This is a genomic window from Haladaptatus sp. DYSN1 (genome assembly GCF_029489995.1).
Taxonomy (GTDB): Archaea; Halobacteriota; Halobacteria; order Halobacteriales; family Halococcaceae; genus QDMS2.
Window position 1 is genome coordinate 367,497 of sequence record NZ_CP120470.1, and the last position, 15,714, is coordinate 383,210.

A 15,714-nucleotide genomic window follows, 5' to 3' on the forward strand; every position below is an offset into this window, starting at 1 on the left:
ACGAACCGCCGCCGTCTCTCGGTTTACTCCGAGAGATGCGAGAGAACGCCCTCGGTCGTGCCCGGCACTGGCTCGGGGTCGCGGCCCGCGGCCGCCGCCGCGTCGGGGTCCTTGAGCAGGTGGCCCGTCGTGAGACAGACCACGCGCTCATCAGCAGAAATGACGCCCTGCTCACGAAGCTTTCGGAGGCCCGCGACGGAGGCCGCACTCGCGGGTTCGACTCCCACGCCTTCCTCTGCGAGGGAGCGCTGTGCGTCGGTAATCTCCTCGTCCGAAACGGCGATGGCCGTCCCGCCCGTCGCGCGAATTCCGGGGAGTGCCTTTGGCGCGTTCACCGGGTTCCCGATGCGGATGGCCGTCGCCTTCGTCTCGACTTCGTCCCAGCGCGTCACCTCGTCCGCGCCGTTTTCGATGGCCTCGACCATCGGCGCTGCACCCTCGGCCTGCACGCCGGTCAGTTTCGGTACCTCGTCTTCCGCAAGTTCGCCCGACGCGACGAGTTCGCGGAACGCCTTGTAGAGCGCCGCCGTGTTCCCGGCGTTGCCGACGGGCAGGACGATTCGGTCGGGGAATTCCCCAGTTTCATCACGGACGGATTCGAGAATCTCCAGGCCAATCGTCTTCTGACCCTCAAGGCGGAACGGGTTCAGCGAGTTCAGCAAGTAGGCTTCACCGCGGTCTGCGAGGTCCGAAACGATGTCGAGGCAGGTGTCGAAGTTGCCATCGACTTCCAGAATGCGCGCGCCGTGGAGGCTGGCCTGTGCGACTTTCCCGGCTGCCACTTTCCCGGCTGGCAGCAAGACGAGCGTTTCGAGACCGGCGCGGGTTCCGTACGCAGCGAGGGCCGCAGACGTGTTCCCCGTGCTCGCACACGCGAGGCGGTCCACGCCGAGGACGCGGGCGACCTGCACGCCGACGGTCATGCCGCGGTCCTTGAAACTGCCCGTCGGGTTCATGCCCTCGTGCTTGATGCGGAGGTACGAAACGCCGACTTCGTCCTCGATTTCGGGGACGGGGTAGGGCGGCGTGTCGCCCTCCTGGAGCGTGACGCCCATCTCGACGGGCATGGTCGCGCTGTACCGCCAGACGCCTCGGCCCGAGAAGTCGTCAAAGGTTGGGTAGGAGTCGTAGCGTGCTTCGAGCAGGCCGTCGCACGTTGGACAGGTGTAGAGGATGTCGTCGAAGGGTGCGTGGGCCTCACCGCACTCGATACACGCGAGCCAGACGCCGTCGTCTGCTACGTCGGGAACCTCGGGTTCGGGTTCCAGCTGGAGATTCGTCATTGTTCGCGCCAAAGCAGTGTGGATGCAAAAAGGAGGCGATTGGTGTAAGAATCGGACAGGCTTCTATTGCCCAGGTGGACAATAATTCGACAGCGGATTGGTTCTGTAACTTCTTACTCCTTTCGCTCATCGGACACCACCAGAAGATACTTGCCACTATCAAATAGTTAATTTCAAAAATCATGTCTGTGAAACTGATGAAAACAACTGTTCTCGTGGTGTTAGCGATATCTGTTGCGGGGTGTACTACATTGAATCAACCCACAACACAAACTAAGCACATTCAAACGACTGTTTCTGAAACAACTCACACTGAAAATAAAACTACAACTACCGCTTTACCTACGCCAAGTGGACCTTCAAAACTGAAACTCACAAATAGAATGGATTTCTCTCACAATATCTCCGTTAGTGTCAAAAATACTGCTGGGGAGGAACTCTTGAATACGAGTATGGTGGTTGAAGCAGGTACCGTAGAGGAAGAACTGCTATCCGTCAATGAGAGTGAAGAACTCAATATCACCGCCTCTGACGGGAATACCACCCTCTCATTTTCATGGACTCCAGAACCGCCATTAGACGTAATTATCGAGATTCACAAATCTGGTTCAGAAGTGGACATTAACCGGGTAGACGAAGTAGAGTAGTACGACTCGAAAAAATAGCTCTACGCTTCTTTCTCCTCGCCGAACTCGTCGATACGGCTGTGGACGTAGGCGGCCCACTCATCGAGTGTCTCGTGCATGAGTTCACGGGCTTCGGGGAGGTCGGTTGCCGTGTACTGATAGACGTGGCCACCACCGTCGAGCAGGCGGCGCTCGCGGTTTGCGAGGCCTTTTTCCAGTAGCGTGGCGAGCGAGCGATTGACGTTACTCCGGTCGCGCTCCATCTGCGCTGCCAGTTCGGCGACGGTGCTGCCGGGGTTGTCGAGCAACATGAGATAGGTGCGGCTCTCGTGGGTCTGGATGTCGAAGACGCAGGTCATGACGCCCTCGAAGCCCGGCTCGCCGCCGACCATCAAATCGCGAAATCGCTGGGGGTCTGGATCGGCCGATACCATGCCCGCAATATGTCCGGGATGCGAATAAAACCCGGCGTTACCGGTGGCTTACCCCGATTCGTCGGCTTCCGCCGCGTCGCGGGTGTAGCCGTTTTTGAGGATGCAGGTCCGCATCTCCTCTTCGGTCGTGTGTTTGTGCAGTCGGGTCGGCGTATCGCAGTAGAAGACGTCGCCGTCGTACCGGAGGGTGACTTGTTTCGGCGTGCCGAGCATCGACGTTTTGACCACGACGCGCTGGCCGTCGCGGATTGCGGTGAGAATCTCGTCTGCGGTCAGTTCGCCTGCATCGACGACGAGGGGTGACGCCATTGGCGGAGACGACGCGAGCAACCGTTATCAGTCACTCGGCGTCGGCGAGGAAGGTGAGCAGCGCCTTCTGGGCGTGCATGCGATTTTCGGCCTGCTGCCAGACGATGGAGCGCTCGGATTCCATCACGGCGTCGGTAATCTCCTCGCCGCGGTGGGCGGGCAGGCAGTGCATGACGAGTGTCTCGTCGTCGAGCAGCGTCTCGTTCAACTGGAAGCCGTCGAACGCCTCCAACTTCATCGCCCGCTGGTTCTCCTGGCCCATGCTGACCCAGACGTCGGTGTAGACCACGTCCGCGCCCGCAACTGCCTCCTGCGGATCGGTCGTGATGTCGGGGGCTTGCCCGAGGCCGGCCGCCGTGCCGACGACGGCCTCGTCGAGTTCGTAATCTTCGGGCGTCGCCACCGTCACGTCGAGGCCGACCATCGCCGCGCCGAGGACGAACGACTGGGCGACGTTGTTCCCGTCGCCGACCCACGCGACCGACACGTCGTCGAAGCCACCGAACTGCTCTTTGATGGTGAGCAGGTCGGCGAGCGTCTGGCAGGGGTGGGCGTCGTCGGTGAGGCCGTTCACCACGGGCACGTCCGAATACGTCGCGAGTTCCACGAGGTCGGCGTGGTCGAACACGCGCGCCATGAGGAAATCGACGTACCGCGAGACCGCTCGTGAGGTGTCTTTGAGCGGTTCGCCGCGGCTCAACTGGATGTCGTCGGGACCGAGGAAGATGGCGTGCCCGCCCAACTGGGTCATCCCCGTCTCGAAAGAGATTCGCGTTCGCGTGCTCGGCTTCTCGAACAGCATCCCGAGCGTCTGGTTCGAGAGCCACTCGTGTTGCTCGCCGGCTTCGACGGCGGCTTTCAGTTCGGTCGCCGTGTCGAGCACGTCGGACAGTTCGTCGGTCGAGAGGTCGTCGATATCGAGGAAGTGACGGGTCATGATTGCAAGTTCTCACAGACGGATTCGAGCACCGACACGGCGCGGTCGAACTTCGCGAGGGGGAGGTGTTCGTTCGGCGCGTGGTCCAGGTCAGAGTTCCCGGGTCCGTAGGTCACCATCGGGCAGTCCCACTCGCCGGCGAAGATGTTCATGTCGCTCGTGCCGGTCTTCCGGAGCAAGCGCGGTTTCATGCTTTCTTTGCGAATCGCCACGCGAAACGCCCGGGCGATTGGCGTCCGGGGACTCATCATCACGGGCGGGATGTGGCGACGCCAGGTGATGGTTCCCGTGTGGAGGTGCGACTCCGCAATCTCGCGGATGTCGTCCGCGGTGAGACTCGGCGGGATGCGAAACTGGATGGTGGCGGTCGCTTCCACCGCGAGGCCGTCTTCGGTCGTCCCGCCGTGGAAGTCAGTTGGTTTCGCCGTCACTTGCTCGAAGACGGGCGTGTCTTCGGGGACGGCGAACTCCTCGGCCACCGCGCTCCACCACGCGATGGCGTCCTGGAGTGCGTTGTTCTCGGGCCGGGAGGTGTGCCCGGACTCGCTCGTCGCGATGTACGTCCCGGGCAGGAACCCGCGGTAGCCGAGCGTGATGCCGTTCGAGCCGCTCGGTTCGCCGTTCACCACCGCGTCGGGAACCGACTCGCGGGTCTCGACGAGGTGGCGCGCGCCGAGGGAGTCGGTCTCTTCGCGCACCACGCCGACGAAACTCGCGCCGGTCGAAACGGCGGCAGCCGCCATCGCGGCGAGCGGACCGGTCGCGTCCACGCTGCCGCGGCCCCAGAGGGCGTCTCCGGAGCCGTCTTCTGCGGGCGCAATTTCCACGGGTATCTCGCCGGGCACGGTGTCGATGTGCGAGGTGAGCAGGACGCTGTCGTCGCCCGGCGCGCGGACGTTGCCAACCTCGTCAATCCAGACCTCGCGGTCGTGTTCTTCGAAGTAGGCGGCCAGGCGCTCTGCGGCCGCGGCCTCGTCGCCACTCACCGAGGGAATCGAGACGAGGTCCGCGAGGAGGGTCTGTGGGTCGGTCATTTCAGTATCTCGGCGAGGGCGTCTACAACCGTGTCTGCGTGCGACTCGTCGATGACGAGCGGCGGCAGGAACCGGACGACGGTCCGTCCGGCGGGCAGCGCGAGAATCTGGTGGTCGAGGGCGAAGTCGCGGAGCATCCGGTTCGCCCCGCGTTTGACCTCGACGCCGACCATCAGGCCTTCGCCGCGGATGTCGCGGACCTCGTCGCCGACTTTCTCCTCCAGTTGGCTCGTGAGGTAGTCGCCCATTTCGGCGGCGTGGGCTGGTATCTCCTCGTCGACGAGCGTCGAGAGCGTGGCGTTCGCCGCCGCGCAGATGACCGGGCCGCCGCTGAACGTCGAACCGTGTGGTCCGGCGTCCTCGGCAATCCAGTCGGCGACGAGCGTCGCGCCAATGGGGAGACCGTTTGCGAGCCCCTTCGCGCTGGTCAGGATGTCCGGGACGACGCCCGCCTGCTCGCAGGCCCAGAGCGACCCCGTCCGGCCGAGGCCGGTCTGAATCTCGTCAAAGACGAGCGCCGCACCCGTCTCCTCGGTAACTTCACGGGCCGCCTGGAGGTAGCCTTCGGGTGCGGGATTGATGCCACCCTCCCCCTGAATCGGTTCGAGGAGTACGGCCGCCGTCTCGTCGTCCACCGCCTCGGCGAGCGCTGCTTCGTCGCCGTAGGGGACGAACTCCACGCCGTCCATGAGCGGTTCGAAGGGCGCTTTGTACTTCTTCTTCCACGTCGCGGACAGTGCGCCGGCGGTGCGGCCGTGGAAACTGCGCGTCGTCGCGACGATTTTCGTGCTGTCGGTGGCGCTGCGAGCGAACTTGATGGCCGCCTCGTTCGCCTCTGTTCCGGAGTTACAGAGCCAGACGTTCGAGATGTCGCCGGGAGCGAGGTCCGCGAGCCGGTCGTACAGGTCGTCGCGGGCGGAAACCGGGTAGGACGCCTGCACGTAGGTCAGTTGCTCGGCCTGGGCGGAGACGGCTTCCGTGACCGCCGGGTGGCTGTGTCCGAGCGGGGTACAGGCGTAGCTTGCACCGAAATCGAGGTACTCGGTGCCGCCCTCGTCGGTGAGAGTGACGCCGCTGCCGGAGTCGATACGAATCGGTTTTTCTGAAAAGACGAAGCCGCTCATGACTGGAGTGCGCCGGGAGTGATGTGGGTCCCACCGCCGTTGACCGCGGCGGTGAGGGGTGCCTCTGCGTTCGCGTCTGCGACGACGACTTCGGCCGCCCCGCCGGAGAGCGCCTCGGTCGCGGCCATGACCTTCTTCGTCATGAACCCTTCCGCGGCGTCTTCGATGGTGGCGAACTCCTCGGGCGTCGTCGCCCGCGAGATGAGTGTCGATGCGTCGTCCGGGTCGGCGAGAACGCCCGGCACGTCCGTGAGGACGACGAGCGTCGCACCGAGTGCGCCCGCGATGGCGGCCGCCGCCCGGTCTGCGTCTGCGTTGACGGGAACCCCGTCGTCTGCGAGCATGGGAACCGTCGCGACGGGCGTGTAGCCGCCCGCGAGCAGCGTTTCGAGCAGGTCGGCGTTCACGTCGGTAATCTTCCCCGAGTGGTCGCCGCGGCGAATCTTCTTCTTGCCGTCTTCGAGCACGCGGACGGCCGACTTCCGGGGGCCGGAAAGCAGTTTCCCGTCCACGCCGGAGAGGCCGACTGCGTTGACGCCTGCGTTCTGCAAGAGCGTCGTGAGGTCGGTGTTTAGCAGGCCGGGCATGACCATCTTGAACACCTCGATGGTGGTCTCGTCGGTAAAGCGCCCGACGACGCCACCGGGGGTCTCGACGTACTCGGGTTGCTCGCCGAGGCGTTCTAAGGTGTCGTCGACGGCCGTAGAGCCGCCGTGGACGACGACGACCTGTTCGCCTCCCTCGACGAGAGACGCGATGTCTGCAACTGCGCCCTCGGGGTTGACGGCACGTGCGCCGCCTATCTTAACGACCGTCGTCATCTACGGGGCCCCCACGGGGTGCAGGCCGAGGAAGTCTAAGCCTGCGGTCTCTTCTAAGCCGAGGGCGATGTTGGCCGCGTGAATCGCCTGCCCGGCGGAGCCTTTCATCATGTTGTCGATGGCCGAGAACACGACGAGGCGCTTGTTGCGGGCGTCGAGTTCGAAGCCGACTTCGGCGAAGTTCGTCCCGGCCACCGCCTTGGGTTCGGGGTAGCGATAGACGCCACCGCCGCCGGAAGCCATGCGGACGAACGGTTCGTCCTCGTAGCTTCCACGATAGGCCTTCCAGAGGTCGCCCTTCGAGACGGGTTCGTTCGGGAAGACGTGGCAGGTGGCCGCCGCGCCGCGAATCATGTCCACGGCGTGGACGGTAAAGGAGACGCGAAGGCCGAGTTCCTGCTCGATTTCGGCTTCGTGGCGGTGCGTGATGGGCGCGTAGGGGCGGACGATGCCCGAGCGTTCTGCGTGCGAGGAGGCTTTCCCACCGCTCGCACCACCCTCAGAGGACCCGACTTTCACGTCGACGACGACCTGCTCGTCGCCGCCGAGGATGCCCGCCTCGAACAGCGGGTAGAGCCCCATAATCGTCGCCGTAGCGTTGCAGCCACCAGCGGCAATCAGGTCCGCGCCGGGGAGGTCCGCGCGGTGGAGTTCCGGCAGCGCGTACACCGACTTTTCGAGCAACTCGGGACGTTCGTGGCCGTCGTACCACTGGTCGTACTGTTCCGTGGTCTGGAGGCGGAAGTCCGCGCTCAGGTCCACGACGGTGTCCGCGGCCTCCTGGAAGCCGTCGATGTGCTGCATCGAGACGCCGTGGGGCGTCGCGGCGAACAGGATGTCCACGCTCTCCAGGTCGTCAGGTTGCGTAAAGCGGAGGTCCGTCCCCCGGAGGTTCGGGTGGACGGAGCCGACGGACTTGTTCGCGTACTCGCGACTCGTGGCCTGGGCCACTTCGAAGTCGGGGTGGCCGGTGAGCAGGCGCAGGAGTTCGCCGCCGGTGAAGCCGGAGCCCCCGACGACGGCGGCAGAGAGGTGCTCGCTCATCAGGCGGGAACCTCGACCTTCACTTTGGATTCGAGCCAATCGACGACGGCCGCGGGCACGTCCACGTCGGTGGCGTCGGTGAGCGCCTTGAACTCGACGGTGTGGTTGACCTCGTGGACCGTGTATCCGGCTCCCGTTTCCATGAGGTCGATACCGAGTAGTCCGCCGCCGACGGCGTCGCTGGCCTTCTTCACGAGTTCTTTGGCCTCGTCGTCAAGTTCGAACGATTCCGTCTTCGCCCCTTTCGCGGCGTTGGTCAGCCAGTGCTCTGAACTGCGGACCATCGCGGCGACGGGTTCGCCATCGGTCGCGAGCACGCGGATGTCGCGACCCGGTTTGTCCACGAACTCCTGGATGTAGAACACCTTGTGCTCGTAGTGCCCGAGCGTCGCCTTGTGTTCTAAGATAGCTTCGGCGGCGTCCCGCGAGTCGATTTTGGCCATCAGACGGCCCCACGACCCGACGACGGGTTTGAGGACGCATGGGTAACCGAACTGCTCGATGGACGCCATCGCGGCCTCCTTGGTGAACGCCACGTCCGTCGCGGGCGTCGGCACGCCAGCCTGTGCGAGTGCGAGGCTGTTTTTGGCCTTGTCCGCACAGACCTCGGCGGTCTCCGGGCTGTTCACGACCGGAATGCCGTAGGCGGCGACGTACTGGGTCGCGTACTTGCTTCGGCTGGTCGCGAGACAGCGGTCGAGCACGATGTCCACGTCGTCGAAGATGGCGGGGGCCTCGTCGAGGCCAAACTGCACCTTGCGGACGTCGATTTTCGTCACGTCGTGGCCGCGGTCGCGCAGTTCCGTGAGCAGGAGTTTCTCGTCCTTGCGGATGCGCGAGTAGAGGATGCCGACGTTCATGCGAGCCACCTCTGAGCCATCGTCAGCTGGGAGTTCGTGGCCTGCAATTTACTCCCCCCAGTCCTCTTCCAGCTCGGGGGCCTTCTCGAGGACTGGCGGGTTTACGTCCACTACTTCGAGTTCGGCTCCGCAGGTTGTACAATCGACGATCTCTCCCACTTCCAAGTCGTCGTGAAGCGCCACGTCGGCTCCACATTCGACACATTCTGCCATGGTGGTTGCTCCTCCTCCCTGAACCCCTATAAATCCATCGAACCTGTCAAAGAAAAATAATGAACAGACTGCCGTCTAACCGCAACGAACTGGCAATATTCGCGTTTTCTGAATTCGCATTATCAAATTCCAGATGTGTTATTCGTCCCTCGAGGGGACGGCGGTCGTTCAAGCATACTGGCTCACCTCGTCGTGGAGTACGTCGTGGCTCTCTTGGAGTTTCTCGCGGTGGAACGCCACGCACTCCTGGTCTGAGCCGAGTTCCTCGGTCGCCGTCGCGAGTTGGGAAGTGACCGCCTTCACGGCAGGCCCACCCTGCGAATCACGGCTATCGACGCTCTGTGCGGGGTCGAGTGCCCCCTCAACGGCTTCTTTGGAGACGTAGTCCGTGAGGGGCACGCCGAGCAGGTCCTCGGCGGCCGCCGCGATCGTCTCGTAGTCCTGGCCCTCCTCCGCGGCGGTCGCCACGACCTCGTGGGCCGTGCGGAAGGGGACGCCGGACATCGCGAGCAGGTCCGCGATGCCGGTCGCCGTGGAGAACCCGGCCCCCGCCTCAGCAGCAAGTGTTTCCTCTTGCCACGTCGCCGTCGCCACCGCGCCCGCGGCGACGTTCGTCGCTTCGAGCACGGCGTCCGCGGCGGCCCAGGCGTGGGGCGTCGCGTTCTGTAAGTCGCGGTTGTACGCCCGGGGCAGTCCCTTGAGTGTCGTGAGCAGCCCGTTCAGGCCCGCGCTCGCGTTGCCCGCCGTCGAGCGGACGAGTTCGAGCGTGTCGGGGTTCTTCTTCTGGGGCATGATGGAGGACGTCGAAGAGTAGTCGTCAGACAGTTCGACGTACCCCTTGTTCGCGAAGACGACGATGTCTTCAGCGAGTCCCGAGAGCGTCGTCGCGAGGTTCGCGAGGGCGCTCACGCCCTCCACGAGGAAATCCCGCGTGGAACTGGCGTCCATCGAGTTTTCGAGGACGCCGTCGAACCCGAGCAGTTCCGCGGTGCGCTCGCGGTCGATGTCGAACGGCGTGCCCGCAAAGGCCGCCCCGCCGAGGGGCGACTGGTTTACACGCGAGTAGGCGTCCATGAGACGCGCTGTATCCCGTGACAGCGCCTGCTCGTAGCTGAGCAGGTAGTGACCAACCGTCGTCGGCTGGGCGGGCTGGAGGTGCGTGAATCCGGGCATGAGCGTCGTTGCGTGTTTCTCGGCCACCTCCACGAGCACCTCGCGGAACGCGAGCGTCGCCTCGGCGGCATCGAGCAGGTCCGCGCGGAAGCGGTGGCGGATGCACGCCGCTACCTCGTCGTTGCGACTGCGTGCGGTGTGCATCTTCCCGCCGACGGGACCGATTTGGTTGATGACTGCCGTCTCGATGGCGGCGTGGATGTCCTCGCCGTCGGGCAGGGCCGCGAAGCCCTCCACTTCGACGACGTTCAACGCCTGCAGAATCTGGCCCGCCTCCGTCTCGTCGATGATGCCCTGCTCTGCGAGCATCAGGACGTGGGCGCGGTCGACTTCGAGGTCGGCGGTGAAGATGCGAGCGTCTGCGTCCATCGAGGAGAGGAATCCGCGGGCGGGGCCGCCGCTGAAGCGTTCCCGCCGAACGACGTCACCGTCTGCGAACTCCTCTACCATCTTCACTGGTCCTCGCCGCCGTCCGCCATCGGGGTGGGCGCTTCCTGCTTAGCCTCAGCGAGAATCGAGTTCGCGAGGCGCGACTGGAAGCCGTGGTACTTCGCGACGCCCGTCGCATCGGCCTGCGTGATGCCGTCGACCGTCTCGGTGTTGAACGAGGCGGCCGACTCAGAGTACACCGCGTACTCGCTCTCGCGCGCGACGACGCGGGCCTGTCCGCCCTGGAACTTCACCGTCACCGTGCCGGTGACGCGCTCCTGGGTCGTGTCGATGAAGCCTTCGAGCGCCTTCACGAGCGGAGCGTTCACGAGGCCCTCGTAGGCCTTCTCGGACCACTGGGCGTCGATTTGCTGCTTGAACGAGCGTTCCTCTTTGGTGAGGACGAGTTGCTCTAAGCCCTCGTGGGCGTTGAGCAGCACCGTCGCGGCGGGGTGCTCGTAATTCTCGCGCACTTTCAGGCCGAGCATGCGGTCTTCCATCATGTCGGTGCGGCCGATGCCGAACTTCCCGGCGAACTCGTTCAGGTACTCGATGACGGAGACGGCGTCCATCTCCTCGTCGTCGATGGCGACGGGATAGCCGTTCTCGAATTCGATTTCGACGAGTTCTGTCTCGCCAGTGGGCGCAGTGGTCCACTCGTAGATGTCCTCGGGTGGGATGTAGGCGGGGTCCTCTAAGTCGTCGCCCTCGACGGAGCGACTCCAGAGGTTCGTGTCGATACTCCACGCGCCCTCGTTGCCGCCCTCTACGGGGAGGTTCTTCTCCGCTGCGTACTCGATTTCCCACTCGCGGGTGAGGCCGAGTTCGCGGACGGGGGCGATGACTTCGAGGTCTGATTCGCGCCAGACGGCCTCGAAGCGCAGTTGGTCGTTGCCCTTGCCCGTACAGCCGTGGGCGATGCCGGTACAGCCGACGTCGAGGGCCTTTTCGAGGATGGCTTCGGCGATGATCGGGCGGGCGAGCGCCGTGCCGAGCGGGTAGCCCTGGTAGTCGGCGTTGGCCTTCACGGAGTCGAGACAGAGGTTCGCGAACTCGGCTTTCGCGTCGATGACGTAGTGTTCTAAGTCGAGGGCTTCTGCGGTCTCTTCGGCTTCCGCGAACTCTTCTGCTGGCTGGCCGACGTCGACGGTGATGCCGACGACTTCGTCGTAGCCGTATTCTTCTTCGAGCAGTGGGACGCAAACGGTCGTGTCGAGCCCGCCGGAGAAGGCGAGGGCGACTTTGGTGGATTCTGTTGTCATTGGTGTGGTGTGTACGATGGGTGATGACGCTCAGAACCAGCGGTTGTGAGTTCTGAGGACGTGATGCGAACCGGACGATGGAGAAATGTGATTAAGGGCCTAGAGGCCCGGTCGCGGTCGCACGGAGAAGGAGACGGACGCCGTGCTCACAGAGACGCGTGAGCCAACGACGGCAGTCCGTTGCATGTGTTGAATTCCTTGGGGGTGTCGTACAAAAAGGTTGCGGGTTCAGACGAGCGTGCTTGGCCGGGTCGAGAAGTAGTCGAACACCGACCCGAGCGTGAATCCGTAGGCGAAGTGGCCAATGAGCGTCAACAGGAGGTAGAGCGCGAGCGCGAGGCCGCCAAAGCCAGTGTAGAACGCTGGCGCGAAGCCCGTCCAGAGGACGAAACCAAAGGAGAGGCCCTTCGTCGCGTACTTCTCGCCGGGCAGATACGCGCCGAGCGAGGCGAGCATCAGCGGCCAGAACACCATCCCGCCGATGAGGAACGCCCCGTACCCGATTGCGGTCGGATTGTTCGGGAGCAGGAAGTCCGCGCCGAACAGCGAAGCGAACGAGGCGAACTGGTTGATTTCGAACGCGCCGAGGCTCGCGGCCACGACCAGCACCACCGACATCACGGCAGTCCCGACCAGTCCGCCGATGGCACCGATGAACCCGTCCGTAATAACACCGGTCAACCGGTCGAAGTCAGTCTCCGAGAGGTCGTCCGATAGCTCCGGAACATATTGAGTGTCATTGTCAGCCATGGGGTTCCATTGCACGACAACTGGCAAAAGTGTTCGCCTGCCTGCCTCGACTGAACTACACGTGCGTCCAGTTTACAGGGCGAACACTGTCGGAAACGACCGCAGATTGGTGCTGTCCCCCGAAATCAATAAGTGTGGTAAAATCAATGTAATAATCGATTGTGACAATGAATGGGGTGACAGCGGTCCTCGGCATCTTCCTCAACGGGGGTCCCGGTGGGCTAATTCCAGGTGGTACGAGAGCCAACGTTTTCCAGCAAATCTTCCTCGTGTTTCTCGTTCTCGGGACGCTCGTTGGCGTGGTCGTCATCTCATACATGCTCTACAACGCGTACAAGTACCGCGACACGCCGGGGCGCACGGACGAGGCCGTAGACCGGCCGATGCTCGGCGAACTCCCCACCGGCGGTGGAGGCGGTCGGAAACTCTTCCTCTCGTTCTTCCTCAGTTCGGTCATCGTTCTCTCCCTCATCGCCTGGACCTACGGCACGCTCCTGTTCGTCGAACAGCCAGCAGCCGCCCAACCGAACGACGAGATGGTCGTGAAGGTCACCGGCTTCCAGTTCGGCTGGAAGTTCGAGTATCCAAACGGCCACACGACGTCGGGCGAACTCCGGATTCCAGAAGACCAGCGCGTCCGGTTCGTCGTGACATCTGAGGACGTGTTCCACGCCTTTGGCATTCCCGGTTTGCGAGTGAAAACTGACGCCATCCCCGGTCAGGAGACGACGACCTGGGGGCTCGCAGAGGAACCGGGAACCTACCGCGCTGAGTGTTTCGAGCTCTGTGGCACCGGTCACTCGGCCATGAGCGCTGACATCATCGTCATGGAGCGCGCCGCGTTCGACGCCTGGTACGCGAACACGACGGCGACCAACGAGACGACGCCCGCAAATCAGACGACGACTGCGAAGGTGATTGCATGACATTCGACGACCGACCGACGACTGACGAGGCGAACGGGGTGGAAACCGACGGCGGCCTGCCGACGACGGACACAGAGCGCGACCTCGAACCCGCAGAGACAGAGACGGGGCTCCCGCCCACCTCCTCGGTCAAACGCTGGCTCGTCACGACGAACCACAAGGACATCGGGATCCTCTACACCGTCACGGCGCTGTTCTTCCTCGTGTTCGGGGGCATCCTCGCACTGCTCATCCGCGTGCAGTTGTGGACGCCCGGCCCGAGCATCCTCTCTGCGTCGGCGTACAACCAGACGGTCTCGCTGCACGGCCTCATCATGGTGTTCTGGTTCCTCTCGCCGCTCGCGTTCGGCTTTGCGAACTACGTCGTACCGCTGCAACTCGGGGCGAAAGACCTCGCCTTCCCGCGACTCAACTCCCTCTCTTACTGGCTCTACCTCGCCTCGGGCCTCCTGCTCGGCGTCTCGTTCTTCCAGGAGGGGACGTTCTCGGGCGGCTGGACGATGTACGCCCCGCTCAACGCGCCGGTGTTCACCCCCGAAGTCGGGGCCAGCACCGCGATTCTCGCGCTCATGCTGTTCGTCGCCTCCGTCACCGTCTCCTCGGTGAACTTCCTCACGACGATGCACCGGATGCGCGCGAAAGGGCTTACCCTCCGGCGGATGCCGCTTTTCTCCTGGACCATCCTGCTCACCGTCTGGATGATGCTGTTCGCGTTCGCGGCACTGCTCGCGGCGCTCATCATCCTGCTCTCTGACCGCCTGCTCGGGACGACGTACTTCTTCGACAACCCGGCGGGGTCCGTCCTCTGGGCGCACCTGTTCTGGTTCTTCGGTCACCCCGAGGTGTACATCGTCTTCTTCCCCGCCCTCGGCGTGATGGCAGAGACGTTCCAGACGTTCACCGGCCGACGGCTGGTGGGTCGACGCTGGTTCATCGCCGCGATGGTGCTCGTCGCGATTCAGAGCTTCATGGTGTGGATGCACCACATGTTCCTCACCTCGATTAACCTCCAGATTAAGACGCTGTTCATGGCGACCACCATCGGCATCTCGCTGCCGTTCGACCTGATGGTGTTCGCGCTCATCTATACGATGATAAAGGGGAGAATACACTTTACGACGCCTTTCCTGTTCTCGTTCGGGGCGCTGTTGCTGTTCATCATCGGCGGCATCACCGGGGTGTTCCTCGGCGCAGTCGTCCTCGACTACGAGTTCCGCGGCACCTACTGGGTCGTCGCTCACTTCCACTACGTGATGGTCGGTGGGGTGACGGCACTGTTCGGCGGCCTCTACTACTGGTTCCCCAAGATGAGTGGGCGGATGTACAACGAGTTCCTCGGAAAGGTCCACTTCGTGCTCTACTTCGTCGGGTTCAACCTGCTCTACTTCCCGATGTTCATCGCGTGGGAGACCCCCCGGCGCGTCTTCGAGTACAACGTCGCGCTCATCACCTGGCACCAGCTCGCGACGGTCGGCGGCTTCATCCTCGGAGCGTCGTTCCTCGTGATGTTCTACAACCTCACGACGAGCCTCTGGGCGGGTGAGAAGGCAGACGACAACCCGTGGACGTACGCGACGACGGCCGAATGGGCCGTTTCTTCGCCGCCACCGCTCGACAACTTCCCCGGCACGCCGAGTTACGGCTCCGGCATCCTCACCTTCGATAAGACGCCCGAGGCGACCGACGGCGGCGTCGTCGATGCCCACGACCACCACGCGAGCCACGCGAGCATCTGGCCGTTCGTTATCGGCGTCGCGGCGTTCTTTACGTTCCTCGGTCTCTCCGGGTTCCATCAGGGCGAACTCGAACCGGGCTTCGCCGGGGGCTTCTACGTTGTCGTCGGCGTCACCGGGTTTGTCCTCGGCCTCGCCGCGCTCGTGTACATGGGTTTAGAGGAGTTCCACGGCCCAGCGGAACCGATGGGCGAGCGCTGGCCCTTCGCCAACATCGAGAACACGAAACTCGGGGTCTGGATCTTCCTCGCCTCCGACGTCGTCCTGTTCGGCGCGTTCATCGGGTCGTACGTGTTCATCCGCGTCGCCTTCGGCTGGGTAGAGTGGGAACCAGTTCCCCACGACCCTATCCCGGGGCTGGTGAACACCTACCTCTTGCTCACGAGCAGTTTCAGCATCGTGCTCGCGCTCGTGGCCGCCCACAAGAAGAGTCGCCGCGGCCTGCTCGCCGCCCTTACAGCGACGTTCCTGCTCGGTATTGGCTTCCTCATCAACAAGGGTATCGAGTGGGTCGAACTGTTCCACGAGGGACTCTGGCTCTCGACGAACGTCCGAACCTCGACGTTCTTCCTGACGACGGGACTGCACGCGGCCCACGTCATCGTCGGCCTCGTCATCATCCTCTACCTGCTCGCACGCACCTGGCGGGGGGCGTACATGGGTGAAGGCCGGTCCATCGAGTACTTCGGGCTGTACTGGCACTTCGTGGACATCGTCTGGCTGTTCCTCTTCCCGCTGTTCTACATCCTGTAGGTG

16 protein-coding genes are annotated in these 15,714 nt (G+C 63.6%); 3 read left to right on the forward strand and 13 right to left on the reverse strand.

Annotated features, from left to right (window positions below; all coding sequences use genetic code 11):
• Positions 1 to 23: 23 nt before the first annotated feature.
• Positions 24 to 1,283 (reverse strand): threonine synthase, encoded by a 1,260-nt coding sequence (gene thrC / locus P0648_RS01870; protein ID WP_277505005.1) that lies wholly within the window; start codon positions 1,281 to 1,283, stop codon positions 24 to 26.
• A gap of 197 nt (positions 1,284 to 1,480) precedes the next feature.
• Here thrC and P0648_RS01875 point away from each other — a divergent pair, with 197 nt between their 5' ends.
• Positions 1,481 to 1,930, forward strand: coding sequence for a hypothetical protein (locus P0648_RS01875; protein ID WP_277505007.1), 450 nt, complete (start codon positions 1,481 to 1,483; stop codon positions 1,928 to 1,930).
• 20 nt (positions 1,931 to 1,950) lie between these two features.
• Here the strand turns inward: P0648_RS01875 and P0648_RS01880 are convergent, their stop codons facing one another.
• The 12 genes from P0648_RS01880 to P0648_RS01935 form a co-directional block, all read right to left on the reverse strand.
• Positions 1,951 to 2,343, reverse strand: a complete 393-nt coding sequence (locus P0648_RS01880) for a helix-turn-helix domain-containing protein (RefSeq protein ID WP_277505008.1) — start codon at positions 2,341 to 2,343, stop codon at positions 1,951 to 1,953.
• 48 nt (positions 2,344 to 2,391) lie between these two features.
• Positions 2,392 to 2,652, reverse strand: a complete 261-nt coding sequence (locus P0648_RS01885; RefSeq protein ID WP_276245935.1) for a hypothetical protein — start codon at positions 2,650 to 2,652, stop codon at positions 2,392 to 2,394.
• Between the two features lie 31 nt (positions 2,653 to 2,683).
• On the reverse strand, positions 2,684 to 3,589 hold the full coding sequence (gene argF / locus P0648_RS01890; protein ID WP_276245934.1) for an ornithine carbamoyltransferase: 906 nt from the start codon (positions 3,587 to 3,589) through the stop codon (positions 2,684 to 2,686).
• Positions 3,586 to 4,623 carry a [LysW]-lysine hydrolase gene (locus tag P0648_RS01895; protein ID WP_277505011.1) on the reverse strand — a complete coding sequence of 346 codons (1,038 nt, stop codon included), beginning with the start codon at positions 4,621 to 4,623 and terminating at the stop codon, positions 3,586 to 3,588. The genes argF and P0648_RS01895 overlap by 4 nt, the downstream gene beginning before the upstream one ends.
• Positions 4,620 to 5,747, reverse strand: coding sequence for an aspartate aminotransferase family protein (locus P0648_RS01900; protein WP_277505012.1), 1,128 nt, complete (start codon positions 5,745 to 5,747; stop codon positions 4,620 to 4,622). Before P0648_RS01900 ends, P0648_RS01895 begins: the two co-directional genes overlap by 4 nt.
• Entirely contained in the window at positions 5,744 to 6,568 is an 825-nt protein-coding gene (locus P0648_RS01905) for an acetylglutamate/acetylaminoadipate kinase (RefSeq protein WP_276245931.1), read from the reverse strand. Before P0648_RS01905 ends, P0648_RS01900 begins: the two co-directional genes overlap by 4 nt.
• Positions 6,569 to 7,612, reverse strand: coding sequence for an N-acetyl-gamma-glutamyl-phosphate reductase (gene argC, locus P0648_RS01910; RefSeq protein WP_277505014.1), 1,044 nt, complete (start codon positions 7,610 to 7,612; stop codon positions 6,569 to 6,571).
• On the reverse strand, positions 7,612 to 8,472 hold the full coding sequence (lysX, locus tag P0648_RS01915; RefSeq protein ID WP_277505015.1) for a lysine biosynthesis protein LysX: 861 nt from the start codon (positions 8,470 to 8,472) through the stop codon (positions 7,612 to 7,614). The genes argC and lysX overlap by 1 nt, the downstream gene beginning before the upstream one ends.
• 48 nt (positions 8,473 to 8,520) lie before the next feature.
• Positions 8,521 to 8,685, reverse strand: a complete 165-nt coding sequence (gene lysW, locus P0648_RS01920; RefSeq protein ID WP_276245928.1) for a lysine biosynthesis protein LysW — start codon at positions 8,683 to 8,685, stop codon at positions 8,521 to 8,523.
• Positions 8,686 to 8,853: 168 nt separating this feature from the next.
• The gene (gene argH, locus P0648_RS01925; protein WP_277505018.1) at positions 8,854 to 10,308 is read right to left on the reverse strand and encodes an argininosuccinate lyase; all 1,455 of its coding nucleotides are present in this window, start codon (positions 10,306 to 10,308) and stop codon (positions 8,854 to 8,856) included.
• A 2-nt stretch (positions 10,309 to 10,310) separates the two neighbouring features.
• Entirely contained in the window at positions 10,311 to 11,549 is a 1,239-nt protein-coding gene (locus P0648_RS01930; RefSeq protein WP_276245926.1) for an argininosuccinate synthase, read from the reverse strand.
• Between the two features lie 228 nt (positions 11,550 to 11,777).
• A complete protein-coding gene (locus tag P0648_RS01935) occupies positions 11,778 to 12,299 on the reverse strand; it encodes a DUF6789 family protein (RefSeq protein ID WP_277505019.1) in 522 nt (173 codons plus the stop codon).
• Positions 12,300 to 12,466: 167 nt separating this feature from the next.
• Here P0648_RS01935 and coxB point away from each other — a divergent pair, with 167 nt between their 5' ends.
• Together coxB and P0648_RS01945 are read left to right on the forward strand one after the other, a co-directional pair.
• Positions 12,467 to 13,225: a cytochrome c oxidase subunit II gene (coxB, locus tag P0648_RS01940; RefSeq protein ID WP_276245924.1), complete on the forward strand. Its 759-nt coding sequence runs from the start codon at positions 12,467 to 12,469 to the stop codon at positions 13,223 to 13,225.
• On the forward strand, positions 13,222 to 15,711 hold the full coding sequence (locus P0648_RS01945) for a cbb3-type cytochrome c oxidase subunit I (RefSeq protein ID WP_277505021.1): 2,490 nt from the start codon (positions 13,222 to 13,224) through the stop codon (positions 15,709 to 15,711). Before coxB ends, P0648_RS01945 begins: the two co-directional genes overlap by 4 nt.
• The last annotated feature ends 3 nt before the right edge of the window (positions 15,712 to 15,714 follow it).

Bases quoted from the DNA above. Each gene is read 5' to 3' on its own strand.
- P0648_RS01895 (WP_277505011.1), bottom strand. From the start codon at position 4,623: ATGACCGACCCACAGACCCTCCTCGCGGACCTCGTCTCGATTCCCTCG.
- argF (WP_276245934.1), bottom strand. From the start codon at position 3,589: ATGACCCGTCACTTCCTCGATATCGACGACCTCTCGACCGACGAACTG.
- P0648_RS01880 (WP_277505008.1), bottom strand. From the start codon at position 2,343: ATGGTATCGGCCGATCCAGACCCCCAGCGATTTCGCGATTTGATGGTC.
- P0648_RS01935 (WP_277505019.1), bottom strand. From the start codon at position 12,299: ATGGCTGACAATGACACTCAATATGTTCCGGAGCTATCGGACGACCTC.
- P0648_RS01945 (WP_277505021.1), top strand. From the start codon at position 13,222: ATGACATTCGACGACCGACCGACGACTGACGAGGCGAACGGGGTGGAA.
- lysW (WP_276245928.1), bottom strand. From the start codon at position 8,685: ATGGCAGAATGTGTCGAATGTGGAGCCGACGTGGCGCTTCACGACGAC.
- P0648_RS01900 (WP_277505012.1), bottom strand. From the start codon at position 5,747: ATGAGCGGCTTCGTCTTTTCAGAAAAACCGATTCGTATCGACTCCGGC.
- thrC (WP_277505005.1), bottom strand. From the start codon at position 1,283: ATGACGAATCTCCAGCTGGAACCCGAACCCGAGGTTCCCGACGTAGCA.
- P0648_RS01885 (WP_276245935.1), bottom strand. From the start codon at position 2,652: ATGGCGTCACCCCTCGTCGTCGATGCAGGCGAACTGACCGCAGACGAG.
- P0648_RS01905 (WP_276245931.1), bottom strand. From the start codon at position 6,568: ATGACGACGGTCGTTAAGATAGGCGGCGCACGTGCCGTCAACCCCGAG.
- argH (WP_277505018.1), bottom strand. From the start codon at position 10,308: ATGGTAGAGGAGTTCGCAGACGGTGACGTCGTTCGGCGGGAACGCTTC.
- argC (WP_277505014.1), bottom strand. From the start codon at position 7,612: ATGAGCGAGCACCTCTCTGCCGCCGTCGTCGGGGGCTCCGGCTTCACC.
- P0648_RS01930 (WP_276245926.1), bottom strand. From the start codon at position 11,549: ATGACAACAGAATCCACCAAAGTCGCCCTCGCCTTCTCCGGCGGGCTC.
- P0648_RS01875 (WP_277505007.1), top strand. From the start codon at position 1,481: ATGAAAACAACTGTTCTCGTGGTGTTAGCGATATCTGTTGCGGGGTGT.
- lysX (WP_277505015.1), bottom strand. From the start codon at position 8,472: ATGAACGTCGGCATCCTCTACTCGCGCATCCGCAAGGACGAGAAACTC.
- coxB (WP_276245924.1), top strand. From the start codon at position 12,467: ATGAATGGGGTGACAGCGGTCCTCGGCATCTTCCTCAACGGGGGTCCC.